The sequence below is a fragment of the Clostridium sp. NSJ-49 genome (genome assembly GCF_014287725.1).
In the GTDB taxonomy this organism is placed as follows: Bacteria; Bacillota; Clostridia; order Clostridiales; family Clostridiaceae; genus Clostridium; species Clostridium disporicum_B.
In genome coordinates, this window is record NZ_JACOOP010000035.1 from 1 (window position 1) to 16,827 (window position 16,827).

General features: G+C 28.7%; 17 protein-coding genes. 4 read left to right on the forward strand and 13 right to left on the reverse strand.

The window, feature by feature from the left end; translation table 11 throughout:
- Positions 1 to 123 precede the first annotated feature (123 nt).
- Complete coding sequence (gene yqeB / locus H8S10_RS12290) at positions 124 to 909, reverse strand: selenium-dependent molybdenum cofactor biosynthesis protein YqeB (protein WP_186839070.1); 786 nt, start codon at positions 907 to 909, stop codon at positions 124 to 126.
- 22 nt (positions 910 to 931) lie between these two features.
- Positions 932 to 1,684: a selenium cofactor biosynthesis protein YqeC gene (yqeC, locus tag H8S10_RS12295; RefSeq protein ID WP_186839071.1), complete on the reverse strand. Its 753-nt coding sequence runs from the start codon at positions 1,682 to 1,684 to the stop codon at positions 932 to 934.
- Positions 1,685 to 1,896: 212 nt separating this feature from the next.
- Between yqeC and H8S10_RS12300 the strand changes: the two genes are divergently transcribed.
- Both H8S10_RS12300 and crtI read left to right on the forward strand, forming a co-directional pair.
- Complete coding sequence (locus H8S10_RS12300) at positions 1,897 to 2,541, forward strand: undecaprenyl diphosphate synthase family protein (protein ID WP_186839072.1); 645 nt, start codon at positions 1,897 to 1,899, stop codon at positions 2,539 to 2,541.
- Between the two features lie 21 nt (positions 2,542 to 2,562).
- On the forward strand, positions 2,563 to 4,056 hold the full coding sequence (gene crtI, locus H8S10_RS12305; RefSeq protein WP_186839073.1) for a phytoene desaturase family protein: 1,494 nt from the start codon (positions 2,563 to 2,565) through the stop codon (positions 4,054 to 4,056).
- 156 nt (positions 4,057 to 4,212) lie between these two features.
- Here the strand turns inward: crtI and gltA are convergent, their stop codons facing one another.
- The 4 genes from gltA to H8S10_RS12325 all read right to left on the reverse strand — a co-directional run bounded on the left by gltA (position 4,213) and on the right by H8S10_RS12325 (position 9,750).
- Complete coding sequence (gltA, locus tag H8S10_RS12310; RefSeq protein WP_186839074.1) at positions 4,213 to 5,607, reverse strand: NADPH-dependent glutamate synthase; 1,395 nt, start codon at positions 5,605 to 5,607, stop codon at positions 4,213 to 4,215.
- Complete coding sequence (locus tag H8S10_RS12315; protein WP_186839075.1) at positions 5,607 to 6,497, reverse strand: sulfide/dihydroorotate dehydrogenase-like FAD/NAD-binding protein; 891 nt, start codon at positions 6,495 to 6,497, stop codon at positions 5,607 to 5,609. Before H8S10_RS12315 ends, gltA begins: the two co-directional genes overlap by 1 nt.
- 19 nt (positions 6,498 to 6,516) lie before the next feature.
- A complete protein-coding gene (locus H8S10_RS12320; protein ID WP_186839076.1) occupies positions 6,517 to 7,683 on the reverse strand; it encodes an iron-containing alcohol dehydrogenase in 1,167 nt (388 codons plus the stop codon).
- A 189-nt stretch (positions 7,684 to 7,872) separates the two neighbouring features.
- Positions 7,873 to 9,750: a sigma 54-interacting transcriptional regulator gene (locus H8S10_RS12325; protein ID WP_186839077.1), complete on the reverse strand. Its 1,878-nt coding sequence runs from the start codon at positions 9,748 to 9,750 to the stop codon at positions 7,873 to 7,875.
- Positions 9,751 to 9,918: 168 nt separating this feature from the next.
- Between H8S10_RS12325 and H8S10_RS12330 the strand changes: the two genes are divergently transcribed.
- Complete coding sequence (locus tag H8S10_RS12330; protein ID WP_055263452.1) at positions 9,919 to 10,098, forward strand: (2Fe-2S)-binding protein; 180 nt, start codon at positions 9,919 to 9,921, stop codon at positions 10,096 to 10,098.
- Positions 10,099 to 10,148: 50 nt separating this feature from the next.
- On the opposite strand, the gene H8S10_RS12335 is transcribed toward H8S10_RS12330, so the two are convergent.
- Positions 10,149 to 10,787, reverse strand: coding sequence for a nitroreductase family protein (locus H8S10_RS12335; protein WP_186839078.1), 639 nt, complete (start codon positions 10,785 to 10,787; stop codon positions 10,149 to 10,151).
- A gap of 218 nt (positions 10,788 to 11,005) precedes the next feature.
- On the opposite strand from H8S10_RS12335, the gene H8S10_RS12340 reads away from it, so the two are divergent.
- Positions 11,006 to 11,188, forward strand: coding sequence for a hypothetical protein (locus H8S10_RS12340; RefSeq protein WP_055263448.1), 183 nt, complete (start codon positions 11,006 to 11,008; stop codon positions 11,186 to 11,188).
- Positions 11,189 to 11,244: 56 nt separating this feature from the next.
- Here the strand turns inward: H8S10_RS12340 and H8S10_RS12345 are convergent, their stop codons facing one another.
- The 6 genes from H8S10_RS12345 to H8S10_RS12370 form a co-directional block, all read right to left on the reverse strand.
- A complete protein-coding gene (locus H8S10_RS12345; protein ID WP_186839079.1) occupies positions 11,245 to 11,961 on the reverse strand; it encodes an HAD family hydrolase in 717 nt (238 codons plus the stop codon).
- A gap of 56 nt (positions 11,962 to 12,017) precedes the next feature.
- Complete coding sequence (locus tag H8S10_RS18375; RefSeq protein WP_186839080.1) at positions 12,018 to 13,466, reverse strand: HAMP domain-containing sensor histidine kinase; 1,449 nt, start codon at positions 13,464 to 13,466, stop codon at positions 12,018 to 12,020.
- Positions 13,467 to 13,548: 82 nt separating this feature from the next.
- On the reverse strand, positions 13,549 to 14,526 hold the full coding sequence (locus tag H8S10_RS12355; RefSeq protein ID WP_186839081.1) for a hypothetical protein: 978 nt from the start codon (positions 14,524 to 14,526) through the stop codon (positions 13,549 to 13,551).
- A gap of 167 nt (positions 14,527 to 14,693) precedes the next feature.
- Positions 14,694 to 15,248, reverse strand: a complete 555-nt coding sequence (locus tag H8S10_RS12360) for a metal-dependent hydrolase (RefSeq protein ID WP_055263441.1) — start codon at positions 15,246 to 15,248, stop codon at positions 14,694 to 14,696.
- Positions 15,249 to 15,423: 175 nt separating this feature from the next.
- Positions 15,424 to 16,215: an RnfABCDGE type electron transport complex subunit B gene (locus H8S10_RS12365; protein ID WP_055263439.1), complete on the reverse strand. Its 792-nt coding sequence runs from the start codon at positions 16,213 to 16,215 to the stop codon at positions 15,424 to 15,426.
- 22 nt (positions 16,216 to 16,237) lie between these two features.
- The gene (locus H8S10_RS12370) at positions 16,238 to 16,825 is read right to left on the reverse strand and encodes an RnfABCDGE type electron transport complex subunit A (RefSeq protein ID WP_055263437.1); all 588 of its coding nucleotides are present in this window, start codon (positions 16,823 to 16,825) and stop codon (positions 16,238 to 16,240) included.
- Positions 16,826 to 16,827 lie beyond the last annotated feature (2 nt).

The window sequence follows — 16,827 nt, forward strand, 5'->3', positions numbered from 1 at the left end:
ATCAATTTTATTGTAGGTTTGTTTACCATACAATAAAAAATTCAAACTTATATAATTTTCAAAGAGCGAGCAATTCTATGAAAAATCAAGCTATTTTTTCATATCAACTTAACAGATTCACCCTTATTTATTTTTTAAAAACAATATTCCCTCTAAAACTCCACCACCAATAGATCGTGCTTTATCCGATATAGTAAAACAATGTTCTTTCTTACATCTTGGGTCTATATCTCCACTTTTCATACCTTCAAAAACCTCTATACCACCTTGTAGCATCCCTCTAACTATTCCACTTATGCTAGCATAAACTGGTGTTTTATCAATATAAGCAACAACTTGTCCCTCTTCAACATAATCTCCAATTTCAGAAACTGGATTAATTATTCCATCACTTGTTGCTCTAATAATTCTTCCCACAGTGTGTCCACCTATATTTCCTGGAACACCTGTATTCGGAATAGCCTTACCTTTTGTAATAACTCTTCCCAAATAATGCCCTCTTTTTGTTTCTATAACCAAATCACAATCTACCCCAGCTTCAAATCCTGGTCCTAATGCAATTACTATAGGTGCATCATCTATAGATGTACCTGTATTTTTCTTAGCTACAATAGCATCAACAACAATATCTGGTTTAAGCACTTCAATAATATTTTCATCTTTATCAACTATTACCGAAATAACCCCATTATCTATGTTTTCCCTTATCATTTGAATATCTTTAACTAGAGTAGCTTTTACCCCTTCTACCTCTACTTTACAATCATAAACAGCTTGAGAAAAAGCCACTGTTCTTCTAACCGTAGTTGGCTCTTCTATCTCAGTCATAACTACATCAAATCCACATCTTTTTAATCTATGAGCTACACCAGTAGCTAAATCTCCAGCACCTTTTATTAATACAAGCATTTATAATTCTCCATCTCTATTCTTAGCAATATTTATACGATGTAATGATAACCTTTATACTTTTATTTTCAATTTTTTCTGCTATTCTAATAGCCTCTTTTAATAGCTTATTATTATCTACCTTATTGATTATTACTCTATATTCCATTTTCTCTTCATTTAAGGCTTTCATTGAACCATCTTTACTAGATAGTATATATGCAAAATCATTAATGTCAACTATATCTTCTTCTGATTTACTTAGAATCCTAGCTACTATATTAGGCCTATGGCATGTCTCTTTTATTCTCTTACCTAATGCATCTATACCACAAACAGCAACAACCATATTGGTTATATCTAAAATTACAGGTTCATGACTATCCGGTGCCTTTAGCGGTAACATCTTAGCTCCATCAGCTTCAATAAGTAAAAAATCACATATTTCTCTAAGCTCATTAACTTTCTCTATAGGAATCGATATTATTTTATCTTCTTTTGACTTTAACCCTACCGTTATAAAGTTATTTTCATCTAACTTTTTTTTAATTTCATCTATATTATTATTTAAAATAACCTTATCTTTCGGCATTTGCATATGTGTAGTTGTTGTTACTATTACTCTTTTTCCTTTGCTTGATAACTCTTCTGCTAATTGATAAATAGATGTTGTTTTACCTCCACCACCAATAAATGAAATAACATACTTTTTATCTAAGTCTACTTCTAAACCTTCGTATAAATATTCTTTATTTATATTTATATTTTTATTCTCTTTAATTTTCACTACTTTCATCAACTCTCACCACACTTTTATAACTAATATTGATACTACAATATTTAAGATATGTTCACTTTATACTATATATTAAATATAAAATCACTTCATTCTTATTTCAAGATATATTTTGCATCTATTGTATTATTTTAAAATTCAATTTATCAATAGAATATTTCTCCTTTCTAATGTACATAATTATAATTATCAAAACATATAGGAGAATATTTATGCGAATTCCAAATCATATAGGTATAATTCCTGACGGAAATAGACGTTGGGCAGAATCTAAAGGTTTTTCAAAAGAAAAAGGATATTCACTAGGAGGCATAACCCCTGGTCTATTATTATTTAAACTTTGTCAAAAAGCTGGAGTAAAAGAAATTACATACTACGGTTTTACAACAGACAATACAAAACGTCCATCTATTCAAAAAGCTGCTTTTATTAAAGCATGTATAGATGCTGTTAAAATATTATCCAAAGAAGATGCAGAATTATTAGTTGTAGGAAATACCGAATCTAAATCATTTCCAAAAGAACTTCTTCCATATACAACAAGAAGAGTATTTGGTAAAGGTGGAATAAAAGTAAACTTTTTAGTCAACTATGGTTGGGAGTGGGATTTATATAGTTTAAAGTCCACTTCTAATAAAAGCAAAAGTATAATGCCAACAATTCACTCAAGCGAAATTTCTAGAATAGATTTAATTATTCGTTGGGGTGGTAGAAGAAGATTAAGTGGTTTCTTGCCAGTTCAATCTGTTTATTCAGACTTTTATGTAGTAAATGAATTTTGGCCTGATTTTAAACCTGAACATTTTTACAATGCTCTAGATTGGTATAATGATCAAGATATTACTTTAGGTGGATAATACATATAAGGAGTTAGATCTATGAAAAAAGTATTTATTATTGGTGCTGGAATAGGTGGATTATCTGTTGCAGCAAGATTATTACAATATGGATTTGAAGTTGAAATTTTCGAAAAAAATAATACTATTGGAGGAAAAACTAACTTTATTGAATTCAAAGATTTTAAATTTGACTTAACTGCTTCAATAATGATGTTTCCTGAAAACTACATAGATCTTTTTAAATTTTGCAACGTAGATTACAAAAACTATTTTTCAATGATACCTTTGTATAATTTATATTCAGTTTTTTACTATGACAATAGTAAATACAACTTTAGTACTAATCTACCTAATTTAAATAAAACTATTTTAAATATAACAAATAATAATATTAAAGATACTTACGGTTATTCTAACTTTTTATCAAGTAACTATAAAAAATATTTATTAGCTGAAGATTCAATTTTAAATAGAAGTTTCTTAAAAACGTCTAATTTATTAAATTCTTTAACTTTGCCTAAAGCTTTAAATTTCAAAGCATTTACTTCTAGTTATGATGATGCTAAAAAATATATAAAGAATGAAAAACTACTAGATTATCTGATGTTCCAAAGTATGTATGTAGGTATTTCTCCTTATACTTCACCTTCAATATATAATATAATCCCTACGATAACTCAATATTACGGTTTATATCATATTAAAGGAGGAATGTACTCCTATATTAAAGCTTTAGAACAACTTATAATCGATAAAGGTGGTATTATACATACATCTTCTCCAGTCCATAAAATATTATTTAAACATAATAAAGCCAATGGTATTGTAGTTAATGGACAAAATCGTTATAGCGATATAGTAGTTTGTAGTAGCGATTATTCTTATACTATTAAAAGTCTTATAAAAGATAAAGACATAAGGACTTTTATTAAACCAATAGACGATTTAGAATACTCTTGTTCAACCTTTATATTATATTTAGGCTTAAATAAAAAGTACCCAAATCTAAACATACACAATATATACATAAATAATAACTTCAAAAAAAATATAGAAGATACTTTTAATGGTTACCTTCCTAAAGATTTATCTATGTATATTTATTGCCCTAGCTCCGTAGATGATAGTATATGTCCGAAAAATTGCGAAGCTATTAACATTATAATCAGAGTCCCTAACACTTTAAGTAATAAAGTAACTTGGACATCTGAAACAATTTATTACTTAACTAAAAAGATTTTAAAAACTCTAAGTTCTATTAGTGGTCTTGAGGATATTACAGAACATATAGTATATATAAATCATTTAACTCCACTAGACTTTAAAAATAAATTTAACACTTACGGCGGTTGTGCTTTTGGTCTAAGTCATACATTAAAACAAAGTATAATTTTTAGACCTCAATGTCAAATTCCTAAGATTAAAAATTTATTTTTTACTGGTGCATCTATTCACCCTGGGAATGGAGTTGCTATGGTGTTAAAATCATCTAAAATATGTGCTACTAAAATAAATAAAATGTATATGCACTAAAGCTTTCCTAATTGCGCAAATACATTTCTACTCTTTAATGTTTTTATATGCAAATAAATTATATTTTTAAACTCAAATATCTTATTTTTCTTAAAAAATTAGACTTTAGAGAAAATTAATTTCTCTAAAGTCTAATGGTATTTATAAATTTATAAATTATATACTTTGTAAATATTCATCTATAGCTGTAGCTGCCTTTTTACCAGCACCCATAGCTAAAATTACTGTTGCTGCACCTGTTACTGCATCTCCCCCAGCATAAACACCCTCTTTTGATGTTAAACCAGTCTCTTCATCAGCAATTATACACTTCCACTTATTTATATCTAACCCATTTGTAGTAGAAGCTATTAATGGATTTGGTGATGTTCCAAGTGACATAATTACTGTATCTACACCTAAAATAAACTCTGACCCCTCCACTACTACAGGTCTTCTTCTTCCAGAAGCATCAGGTTCACCAAGTTCCATTTTTACACACTTCATTCCTTTAACCCATCCATTTTCATCTGCAATAATTTCAGTTGGATTAGTTAATACATCAAAAATTACGCCTTCTTCCTTAGCATGATGAACTTCTTCTAATCTTGCTGGAAGTTCAGCTTCACTTCTTCTATACACTATATGGGTCTCTGCTCCTAATCTTAATGCTGTTCTTGCAGCATCCATAGCAACATTTCCGCCACCTACTACGGCAACTTTTTTACCTACTTTAACAGGTGTTTGATAATCATCTTTATAAGCCTTCATTAAATTTATCCTTGTTAAGAATTCATTTGCTGCGAAAACACCATTAGAATTTTCACCTGGTATTCCCATAAACTTTGGAAGTCCTGCCCCAGATCCTATAAATACAGCATCGAATTTTTCTTCTTCCATAAGTTCATCAATAGTAACAGTTCTACCTATAACTACATCTGTTTCTATCTTAACTCCAAGCTTTTTAATATTGTCTATTTCAGCTTTAACTACTTCATCTTTTGGAAGTCTAAACTCAGGAATTCCATAAACTAAAACTCCTCCTGGCTCATGTAATGCTTCAAATACTGTTACATCATATCCTTTTTTAGCTAAATCTCCAGCACAAGTTAATCCTGCAGGTCCACTTCCAATTACAGCTACTTTCTTTCCTTTAGAAGCCTCTTTAAATGCTAAATCTACATTATTATTTCTAGACCAATCCGCAGTAAACTTTTCTAATTTACCTATAGCCACTGGTTCTCCTTTTATTCCTAAAACACATTTACCTTCACATTGAGTTTCTTGTGGACATACTCTTCCACATACTGCAGGTAAAGCACTATATTTTGCTATATCTTTCGCCGCAGCTTCAAAGTCCCCTTTTTTAACCTCTGCTATAAATCCTGGAATATCAATAGACACAGGACATCCTTCAACACATTTAGGATTCTTACATCCTAAGCATCTATTAGCTTCTTTAATAGCTCTCTCTTCATCATATCCTAAACATACTTCATCGAAGTTTTTAGCTCTTACTTCTGGTGCTTGTTCTGTAACAGGAGTTCTTTTCATTCTATCTTGCATATTCATTACTTATCACCTCCGCAACCACAGCCAGCACGATGATGTGTGTCTCCTTCTTCCATCTTTAATATAGCTCTTCCTTCTTCAGTCTTATACATAGATTGTCTTCTCATTGATTCATCAAAATTAACTAAGTGTCCATCAAATTCAGGTCCATCAACACAAGCAAATTTCACTTCATTTCCAACAGTTACTCTACAAGCTCCACACATACCTGTTCCATCTACCATAATCGGATTTAAACTAACTGTTGTCGGAATATGCAATTCCTTAGTTAAAATAGACATAAACTTCATCATTATCATAGGCCCAATAACTACAGCATGATCATATTTCTTACCTTTATGATTAACTAAATCTAAAAGACAGTCAGTAACTCTTCCATTAAATCCATATGACCCATCATCTGTTGATATATATAGGTTCCCTGCAACTTTTCTCATTTCATCTTCTAGTATTAAAAGTTCTTTATTTCTTGAACCTATTATCACATCAACATTAATACCATTTTCATGGAACCATTTAACCTGTGGATAAACTGGAGCTGCTCCAACTCCACCAGCTACAAAGATAAACTTTTTATTTCTTAATTCATTAATATCTTCATGAACAAATTCACTTGGCATCCCTAATGGGCCAACAAAATCTTGAACGCATTCACCAACTTCAAATTCTGCTAATTCTTTAGTTCCAGCTCCAACTGTTTGATAAACTATTGTAACTGTTCCTCTTTCTACATTATAATCTGCAATTGTTAAAGGAATTCTTTCTCCCTTTTCATCTGTCTTGACAATTACAAATTGTCCTGGTTTTGCTGATTTAGCAACTCTCCTTGCTTCTATCTCCATTAAATAAATATTATCTGTAAGAAGCCTTTTATCCACAATTTTAAACATTTTATCGTCTCCTTAACTTCTAGAACTCAACTTTATTCCCATAATAAGTACATTCAAATAATCTTGCCATTGTCTCAGCATCTATTTCTCTTGGATTTGATCCTGTACAAGCATCAGCTACAGCATTTTCAGAAATGAAAGCTAAATTAGCTTTGAAGTCTTCTTCTTTAACTCCATATTCCTTCATTGAATGTGGTATATTTAAATCATTATTAAACTTATTAATTCTTTCTATTAATGCATCTGTTAATTCAGCATTATTAGAACCTTCTAATCCAATTCTTCTTGCAATATCAGCATATCTCTCTTCACAAACTATTCTATTATATTGAATTACATATGGTAAGAAAATAGCATTAGCACAACCATGAGGGATATGGAATACTGCTCCTATTTTATGTGCCATGGAGTGAACTATTCCTAATAAAGCATTTGAAAATGCCATACCTGCTAAACATTGAGCTTCATGCATTAAGTTTCTTGCCTCTTCATCTCCGTTATATGAATTTACTAAATGCTCGTCCACCATTTCAATAGCTTTTAATGCTAATGGATCTGAGAAGTTTGATCTTAATGATGCAGTATATGCTTCAATAGCATGAGTTAATGCATCCATTCCTGTGTGCGCTACAAGTTTAGCTGGCATTGTTTGTGCTAAATCTGGATCAACTATAGCTATATCAGGAGTTATGTTAAAATCAGCTAGAGGATATTTAATCTTAGCCTTATAATCTGTAATAACTGAGAATGCTGTAACTTCTGTTGCAGTTCCAGAAGTCGATGGTATCGCTATGAATTTAGCTTTTTTTCTTAATTCTGGTAATCCAAATGGAACTACAGCTTGTTCAAATGTAAACTCTGGGTATTCATAGAATATCCACATAGCTTTAGCAGCATCTATTGGAGAACCTCCACCCATTGCAACTATCCAATCTGGTTCGAAGTCTCTCATTGCTTCTGCACCCTTCATTACAGTTTCAACTGATGGGTCTGGTTCAACACCTTCAAATATTCTTACTTCCATTCCTGCTTCTTTTAAATAATTTTCTACTCTATCTAGGAAACCGAATCTCTTCATTGATCCGCCACCTACAACTACCATTGCTTTTTTACCTTTTATTGTTTTTAATGTTTCTAAAGATCCTTTTCCATGATATAAATCTCTTGGTAATGTAAATCTTGCCATATTTATCCCTCCATAAATTAAATAATTTATTTCTCTATTATTTATATAGCAATTACTGTGCCAAAATTACAAAAACCTTATTATCGTTATTTTTTTAACCATATTTTTATTTTTCAAACAAATTTACTGCTCAAAAATTTCACATTCTCCTATTTTTACTGTTTGCTTTTTGAACACTGTTCACTTTTATTACACTTTTAATTGATATTTTTTTATTTTATTGTATAAAGTATTTCTACTTACACCTAATGCATTGGCCGATTTATATATATTGCTTTTGTATTTTCTTAGAACTTTAATAATATGATTTTTTTCAATAAATTCTAAAGTAATTTCATCACTGTTTATTTCTTCAACTTCTTTTATTTCACTCTTATATTTATTATCACAATTCACATCTAGTGAAAATGACATATTCCCATCTAAGTTAACTATATTTTCAATAACATTTTCCAACTCTCTTATATTTCCTGGCCAACTATACTTAATTAAATCATTATATAATTTCTCACTTACCTCGGGCACAGATTTATTAAGCTTAAATGACTTCATTCTTAAAAAGTAATTTATTAACTCTTTAATATCTCCATTTCTCTCTCTAAGAGTAGGTAAATTTATAGGAATTACACAAAGTCTATAATATAAATCCTCTCTAAACTTTCCTAGTTCAATTTCCTTTTTGAGATTCTTATTAGTTGCTGCTATTATTCTTACATCAACATTTATCTCTTCAGTTCCACCTAACCTTGTGATTTTCCCTTCTTGTATTACCCTAAGTAAATTAACTTGATGTTCTAAAGGCATTTCTCCAATTTCATCTAAAAATAAAGTTCCTCCATTAGCCATTTCAAATTTACCTATCTTACCACCTTTTTTACCACCAGTAAAAGTTCCATCCTCATAGCCAAAAAGTTCACTTTCAATTAAATTAGAAGGAATAGCACCACAATTAATAGCTATAAACTTATTATTTTTTCTCATACTATAATTATGAATAGATTGAGCTAAAACTTCCTTTCCTGTCCCACTTTCACCTTCAATCAAAATCGTAGAAGGACTATTAGCAACTATTTTACAGTTAGTAATCACATTTTTCATAATAGAACTAGATCCTATAATATCTTCAAAGTCATAACGTGCAATACCTTTAGTCGTTGATTCTTTCTCATCCTTTAACGTGATAACTAACCCAATTAACTTTTTACCATCTCTAACACCTTTAACGTTTAATAATGTTTTAAAGTTACTATTTTCACTAGTTTTTACTTCCCTCGTAATTGATTTTTCACCATTTTCTAATATTTCGTATATTTTAAACCAATCTGGTAATATGAAATCAATATCTCTATTAATAATATCTATTTTATTACTCTCTAATATCTTAGCTCCATGCTCATTAATATTTTTTATTTTTCCTGTAGAATCAACTATAATTACACCTTTATCAACATTTTTAATTATGCTATCCATATAATTATATGCTTCTTGAAGTATTTCTTGAGATTTAGCATTATGTATCTCATTTTCTATAGCCTTAACCCCAAAAATAACTAATCCCAAAGTATGAGAATGTTTTTTATCCCATTTTCCCGTTAAATTTAACGTTCCTATTATATCACCTTTAATATTGTGTATAGGAGCTGCAGAACAAGTTAAACCCTTGAACATATCTACATAATGCTCATCGGCAGTAACTTGAACTGGTCTATTTTCAGCAAGTGCTACTCCCATGGCATTAGTTCCTATATTTTTTTCATCCATAAATACTCCAATATCAAGATTAAGTTTTGCAAATTCACGGATTGCTCTTTCAGCGCCTTTAATATCTAATATGCATCCATCTTTATCAGTCAATATTAATATGAAATCATTATCCTCTATAGTTTCACATACCATATTTATATAAGGTAGCGATACTCTTATTAGCTCTTTATTTTTTTCTAATAAATCATAAATTTCATTCTTTTTAAGTTTCTTTTTAGAATTATTAGTTTTAGTTTGTACCCCAAATTCCTTTGATCTTTCATGAGATTTTTCTATTAAACTTTCTTTATTCACTAACTTCATCCCCTACCAAATAAATTTTTCTGCAAAACTGCTACACTTCAAATCCCATAATTATTTATATTATACATTTTTTTCAAGTTTATCTCCAGCAATTTATTATCTTTTTCTATAAATATTTGTATATCTCCCCTTTTGATGCTAATACTAAATCTATTAGGAGGTGTTATTATGAGTGATAAAATAATCTGTTTATGTAAAGGTATCTCTGAAGATACTATAATAGATGCCATAAAAAATGGTGCCGATACAATTGAGAAAGTTAAAGAAGCCACTGGTGCTACAACTGGACATTGTCATGGTTCAAGATGCAAAGGCCCAATAGAAGAGCTTATAGCTAAATATAAATAACAAAAAGCTCTAAAGCTTATACATATGCTTTAGAGCCTTACTTATCAGTATTAATCTATAAATGTTACTACTTCGTCTAATGGTTTTCGTGGCGGAGCCTTTGGAGTGCCTTCTTCAGGAATTCCTAAAGATATCATTGCCATTAGCTCATATCCTTCTTTATTAAAATTAATTAACTCTTCAATCTCTCTTTTAGAATGAGCTGGTCCTGTCATATAACAAGCACCATATCCCATTGCTGTAGCTGCAAGTAGAAAATTCTCTACTGCTGCACCTATTCCTTGTACTTCAGAATGTGTTGATTTTAAAATTTCAATTACTTCTTCGTTAGCATTATTAGCTTTTAAAATATCCTCTTCTATCATCTTATATGCTTTTGAGTATACTATTACAACAACTGGTGCATCCTTAAAACAAATATAATAAGGAAGAGTATTCATCATAAGCTTCCTTTGCTTTTCTTCTTTAGCTATTTCGGCTAAATATATATGTTTATTAGTTACTATCTCTGCCATCTTATTTATAATATCTCTATTTTGCAAAACAACAAAATGCCATGTTTGCTGATTCTTCGGAGATGGTGCTTGTGTCGCTGCATCTAGAAGCTTTAAAATATCCTCTTTAGGAATTTCTCCTTCTTTGAACTTTCTTATACTTTTTCTTTTATAAATAAACTCTAAATTATCCATTAGTTTTCCTTTCATTATTCTTAAAGTATTTTTAATTATATTATTTAAACTATAAGCTTAAAAGTAATTTATTATATCTTTTCCATTATATCATAAAAGTAATTATTATTAATTATTAGCTCTCTATACTCCTATTTAATAAAAAACATTGAATATATATATAGCTTTATTTAAATACTATTCTTGAATACATATTTTTTATTTGGAGGAAATTACATATGAAAAAATTAATAATATTAGGTTTAATTACTCTTTCATTATTTGTTAGCTGTGGTAACAATACTACTCCTAATGATAATAAAGATAATAAAGCAACCGATACTACTGATTATGGTAAAGAAGCACCATCTACTAACAGTAATGAAACAGATTCAAATACAAATACAAACCAAACACATTAATTAAACAAAATAAGGAAGCTAATTAATATAGCTTCCTTGTTTATACTTAATAAGTATTATTTTATAGTTAATTGGGCTATTTTTTCAATATCTATATCCATAATACTATATTTACTAGATAATTCACCTTTAATTTCTGGTGAAAGATTTGAATGCAAATAAAGAGAATCTAAACCAACCTCATTTGCTCCACCAATATCACATATATAATCATTTCCTATCATTATACTCTCATTAATATTTAAATTATGTTTATCTAATAATAACCTATAAAATTTACTATCTGGCTTACAAACTTTATAATCAGCTGAAAAAAATATATCATCAAAATATTTTTCTATTCCTAGCATTTTCATTTCATAAAATGTAAATACTCTTTGTGCATTTGATAGTAAATATATTTTCTTACCTTTAGCCTTCAATAATTCTAAAAGCTCTATCACACTATCGTATAATCTAATATATTTTATTGATAACACTCTAAAGAATTGAGCAGTATCTTTTATTGTATCATTAGAAGGCCTTATTCCCTTATCTTCATATAATGAAAAAAATACTTTCTCTAAAGAAAAATCTGGATATTTTGTATCATTAATTAACTCTAGTTCTTTTTTAACTTTCTCGGAATACAAATCTTTAAGTTCTTCAGCTTTATATTTTGCCCCTTTTAATGAGTAAAATAGCGAAAGCTTGTCCCATAATTCACTTTTATCTTCATCAGTATTTATATCAACTAATGTGCCATATAAATCAAAAATATAATTTTTATACATATAAATTCCCCTTTTATATAAGTAAATATTTTTTAGGTTTATTGTTTTTAAATTCATTAATTATATATATCAGAAAATTCAACTTTTATTTTTTCTATATTAGCATCTACAGCAGATTGAGGTTGAATACTTTCACTTGCTTCTACTCTCACTACTGGAAGTTTTACTGTAAATATACTTCCCTTATTTAATTCACTATCAATACTAATACTGCCTCCTTGAAGTTCAACTAATGATTTAACTAACGAAAGCCCTATTCCACTTCCTTCTTTTTTTCTATAAGTTGACTTATCAACTTGAGCAAACATTTCAAATATCTTTTCTTTCATTTCTTTAGGTATCCCAATACCTGTATCTTTAACTGAAATCAATACTTCTTTCATTGTTGATTTTATATCAACAAAAATATCTCCACCTCTTTCAGTAAACTTTATAGCATTTGATAGTAAATTCAATATTATTCTCTCTATACTATCTGGATCACAAGCTATAACTAACTCCTCTACATCAGTATCAAAGGTTAATGACATCCCTTGTGATTCTATATAACATGCAGCTGATAAAGTTATATCTTCAACTATTTTAACTATATCAACATTTATTTCTTTAATTTTAAAACTTGCAGAATCTATTTTGGTTATATCAATTAAATTAGAAATTAATCTATGTAATCTATTAGTGTTTTGCTTACTCATTTGCATATATTTTATAAAGTTTTCATTTCTATAGTTATCATTCTTAGTTGTAACTTCTATCATTTGCTGAGCAGTATAAATAATATTTAAAGGCGTTTTCAATTCATGAGAAACATTTGCAAAGAATTCAGTCCTAATCTTTTCAGCTTCTTCTATCTTCTTATTCGCTTTTTTTACTTTTATATCTTTTATAAATTCACTTAAAAAATGTTTATACATTAAATTAGAAATTAAAATACTAAAGATTACTGTAAACACAATATTAACTATATTATCCATCATGCTCGTTGTATCTTTCGCAAATAATATTATATATGTCACCATCGTTAATGCCGGTATAACAGTTTTGATTACACTAACAATCAACGGAATATAAATCAATGTTGCATAGCAAAACATAATTATTATATATGATGAAATTTGATTTGTACTTTGAAAGAAATCCAAAGAAATAAATACCCCCCACCAAATTACACAATCAGCAAATACTGCATATATAGCTTTATTAGTTTTATATGATAGCTTTTTTGATATAATTTTATAATATATTACCCATATTATCGAAACTATTATCATGCTTACATGCGCTAAGTAAAGGTAATAATAAGATAAATTATCTTTTGATATTGCTTTGTAATAGAATATATCTACTAGAATAAGAATAATATTTAAAAAAATTAATAATAAAAACGGAAGATTCATCTTATTCATACTAGTTTCTATTCTTAATCTTTCAAATTGATGATATTCATTAATATTCTCAAAATATGTTTCTGCCGAAATAAAACATTTTTTTCTTTTGGTAGTCACAAAATTTCCCCCTAATCAACATCTTATTACATATTATACCAAGTTTCTATTTTGGGGTCAATTTATATCATAAGTATAAATATTACAAATTTTCTTTCTTAATACGGTCTTCAGGGTTAATCTTTATCCTTTCCCATTCTCCTACTTCATTCTTTCTAAATTGTGCAATTTCTATATCATAATCATTAGTTAATATATAAAACTCAATTCTATATTCATTACCATCATTTCCTTTAAAATATATATTTTTCACATATCCATCGATAGTTATTTTATCTATTTCTTTAAGAAGATTACACCAATCTCCATATCTTATTAATACCGATAACTTCCCATCATAGTCCCATCGATGATAAGGTGCACACAAATACTCTTCAGGTATAATAGTCATATTAGAAATCTTATAAATACCATCTATTCTTTCTAAATCTATATATCCATAATAATAGACAAAAGCCCCTGCACCAAACTCAGTACCTTGAATAGTCTCAATCTCATAAAAATATTTTAAATCTTTTATATTCTCGTCTATTGGAATCTCTTTCAATTTGATTAGATTTATATGAAGAATATTTTTGAATGAATCTTCATATTTATTATAGCTAATATTGCTCTTATATTCTTTAGTTAGAAAATTATAAGCTATTGGATATGGCTCTTTTGCTCTACCTAGAGTTCCACATCCTGTATATTTATCCTTTACTGGATTTGCTGCCTCTCTCAATACTGAAAAGTAATTTATTACTGTATACTCTGGTGAAATAAGATAATTTATAGGTATCTCTATACTATCTGCTTCCATTCCACTATATAGATTAATAAGATTATTAGTCTCATCATTACCATTTAATATATCTAAGTTTGATGGCCTAAAAAACTTTTCACTATCTTCAATCAATTCATTACTTACACTATTATCTTCATAATCTAAATAAAGTAAATTAGCTCCTAAAGCTATTTCTTCTTCTTTATTCTTATTTATATTTATTGTTAATATAATTATAAAACTTAATATTATTAAATAAAAAATAATTATTCTCTTATTTACATATAGCTTCATTACATTTTCCTTTTTAAATATCAATCAAACATTTCTTATATTAAGTCTATTATTTTATGCATTACAATATAACAAATAATTTGTTATAACATCATATTTAATTCATTATTAAATAAAAAAAAGAGAAAAACATCATCTTGATGCCTTCTCTCTTAAATTTAAAAGTTTTACCAACAGATAGTTATCTTATTTTTTGTGTTTCTGCAAGGTAACTTAAATTCAAAAAACTTTAATTTTTTCCCCTTTGGTGAAAATCTATCACATACTATATGTAAAATATATCCCATGGAAAAACCTAAAGTCAAATAAATATTACCAATTAAATATACACTAAAACAAAATAGTATTGTTCCAAACCATTTATGTGTAAACATCCTATGAGGTGAAAGTTTTCCTAAAATTACTAATGCAAAAAATAATATATATGGAAAATATTCATCCCAATGTTTATTTAAAAACGAAATAATATTATCTATACTTAACGCCATCCCTAACATATAACCTATAACTAAAGCTATTATCAATATAACAATAAATTTATTAAAAAACTGTCTCGCTTTTGAATTATGTGAATCTATATCTGGCATATATGATCCAATAAATCCACCTAAAATTAATGGAACTAAATATATCACACTACTTATAGTATTAGTTAATAAAAAACCGATACCCATAGTAGCTGTAGCTGTAGTTCCAACTATCATATGTTCTTTTCCTTTCATTTAAACTTCTCCATCCTTAGTAAAATATATTACTATTCTACTACATTTGTCTAATATGAGAAAGTATGTTCTGAATAATATTTTTTATATCTTTCAAGAAATTTAAAATTATCTTTCGTATAAGCTATTTTTAAGCAAAAAAAGAGTACCTACATAAGTAAGTACCCTTTCATTATTAATCTAAGTGAATACATTTTACTGGACAAACTTCAACACAAGCCTTACAGTTTGTACATTTTGAATGATCGATTGATGCAACATTATTTGTAACAGTAATTGCTCCAAATTCACATGTCTTTTGACATTTCATACATCCAATACATCCATTTGTACATGCTTTTCTTGTGATTCCACCTTTGTCTTTGTTGTTACAAAGAACTTTAACTTCTTTGCTTATTGGTCTTAAAGCAATTATAGCCTTAGGACAAGTCTTTATACAAGCTCCACAAGCTGTACATTTTTCTGGATCAACCTTAGCTACTCCATCAACTATATGTATAGCATCAAATTCACATGAAACTGTACAATCTCCGAAACCTAAACATCCAAATGCACATGAACCTTTACCTGAGAATAAAAGGTTATTTGCTGCACAAGTTTGAGTTCCTTTATATTCATATTTAGCATTAGTAGCTGAAGGAACACCGTTACATTTAACGAAAGCAACTTCTCTTTCTCCTACTTCTGCTTCTGTTCCTAATATTTCACCGATTTGAGCTGTAGCTGCAGCTCCACCTGGTTTACAAAGTGTTATTTTTTCATTTTTTTCTATTAATGCTACTGCATATTCATCGCAACCAGCATATCCACAAGCTCCACAGTTAGCTCCTGGTAAGCATTCTCTTACCTTACCAACTCTTTCGTCTACTTCAACAGCTAACTTCTTAGATGCTATTGATAATAGAAGTCCTGCAATTAATCCTAGTACTATAAATATTGCAATAGGTACTAAATAAGCTTCTAACATACTTTTTATACCTCACTTTATCTTATTTAAATAGACCGTCAACTACTCCTGAGAATCCAACGAATGAAACTGCTAATATAGCTGCAGCTATTAATGTTATTGGTAATCCCTTAAATGCTTTTGGAATATCTGTATTTTCCATCTTTTGTCTTACTCCTGAGAATAAGATTAATGCTAATGTAAATCCAAGACCAGCTCCTAAAGCATTAACAATTGATTGTAAGAAGTTATATCCGTTATCTATGTTTAAAACAGTAACTCCAAGTACAGCACAGTTAGTAGTTATTAATGGTAAATAAACACCTAATGCCTTGTATAGTGGTGGCATAAACTTCTTTAAAACTATTTCAAGTAATTGAACGAATGTTGCTATTACTAGGATAAATGCAACAGTTTTTAAATATCCTAATTCATATTTATTTAATATTTGATATATTGGGAAAGTAACTGCTGAAGCCATAACCATTACGAAAGTAACAGCTGCACTCATACCTAAAGCTGAGTCAATCTTCTTAGATACTCCTAAGAAAGGACAAATTCCCATGAACTTAGCTAAAACAAAGTTATCAACTAAAATAGCGCTAACTAATATAATCATCATTTCTTTCATCG

Coding starts and splice junctions, on each gene's coding strand:
- yqeB (WP_186839070.1), bottom strand. CDS start 909: ATGCTTGTATTAATAAAAGGTGCTGGAGATTTAGCTACTGGTGTAGCT.
- yqeC (WP_186839071.1), bottom strand. CDS start 1,684: ATGAAAGTAGTGAAAATTAAAGAGAATAAAAATATAAATATAAATAAA.
- H8S10_RS12300 (WP_186839072.1), top strand. CDS start 1,897: ATGCGAATTCCAAATCATATAGGTATAATTCCTGACGGAAATAGACGT.
- crtI (WP_186839073.1), top strand. CDS start 2,563: ATGAAAAAAGTATTTATTATTGGTGCTGGAATAGGTGGATTATCTGTT.
- gltA (WP_186839074.1), bottom strand. CDS start 5,607: ATGAATATGCAAGATAGAATGAAAAGAACTCCTGTTACAGAACAAGCA.
- H8S10_RS12315 (WP_186839075.1), bottom strand. CDS start 6,497: ATGTTTAAAATTGTGGATAAAAGGCTTCTTACAGATAATATTTATTTA.
- H8S10_RS12320 (WP_186839076.1), bottom strand. CDS start 7,683: ATGGCAAGATTTACATTACCAAGAGATTTATATCATGGAAAAGGATCT.
- H8S10_RS12325 (WP_186839077.1), bottom strand. CDS start 9,750: ATGAAGTTAGTGAATAAAGAAAGTTTAATAGAAAAATCTCATGAAAGA.
- H8S10_RS12330 (WP_055263452.1), top strand. CDS start 9,919: ATGAGTGATAAAATAATCTGTTTATGTAAAGGTATCTCTGAAGATACT.
- H8S10_RS12335 (WP_186839078.1), bottom strand. CDS start 10,787: ATGGATAATTTAGAGTTTATTTATAAAAGAAAAAGTATAAGAAAGTTC.
- H8S10_RS12340 (WP_055263448.1), top strand. CDS start 11,006: ATGAAAAAATTAATAATATTAGGTTTAATTACTCTTTCATTATTTGTT.
- H8S10_RS12345 (WP_186839079.1), bottom strand. CDS start 11,961: ATGTATAAAAATTATATTTTTGATTTATATGGCACATTAGTTGATATA.
- H8S10_RS12355 (WP_186839081.1), bottom strand. CDS start 14,526: ATGAAGCTATATGTAAATAAGAGAATAATTATTTTTTATTTAATAATA.
- H8S10_RS12360 (WP_055263441.1), bottom strand. CDS start 15,248: ATGAAAGGAAAAGAACATATGATAGTTGGAACTACAGCTACAGCTACT.
- H8S10_RS12365 (WP_055263439.1), bottom strand. CDS start 16,215: ATGTTAGAAGCTTATTTAGTACCTATTGCAATATTTATAGTACTAGGA.
- H8S10_RS12370 (WP_055263437.1), bottom strand. CDS start 16,825: ATGAAAGAAATGATGATTATATTAGTTAGCGCTATTTTAGTTGATAAC.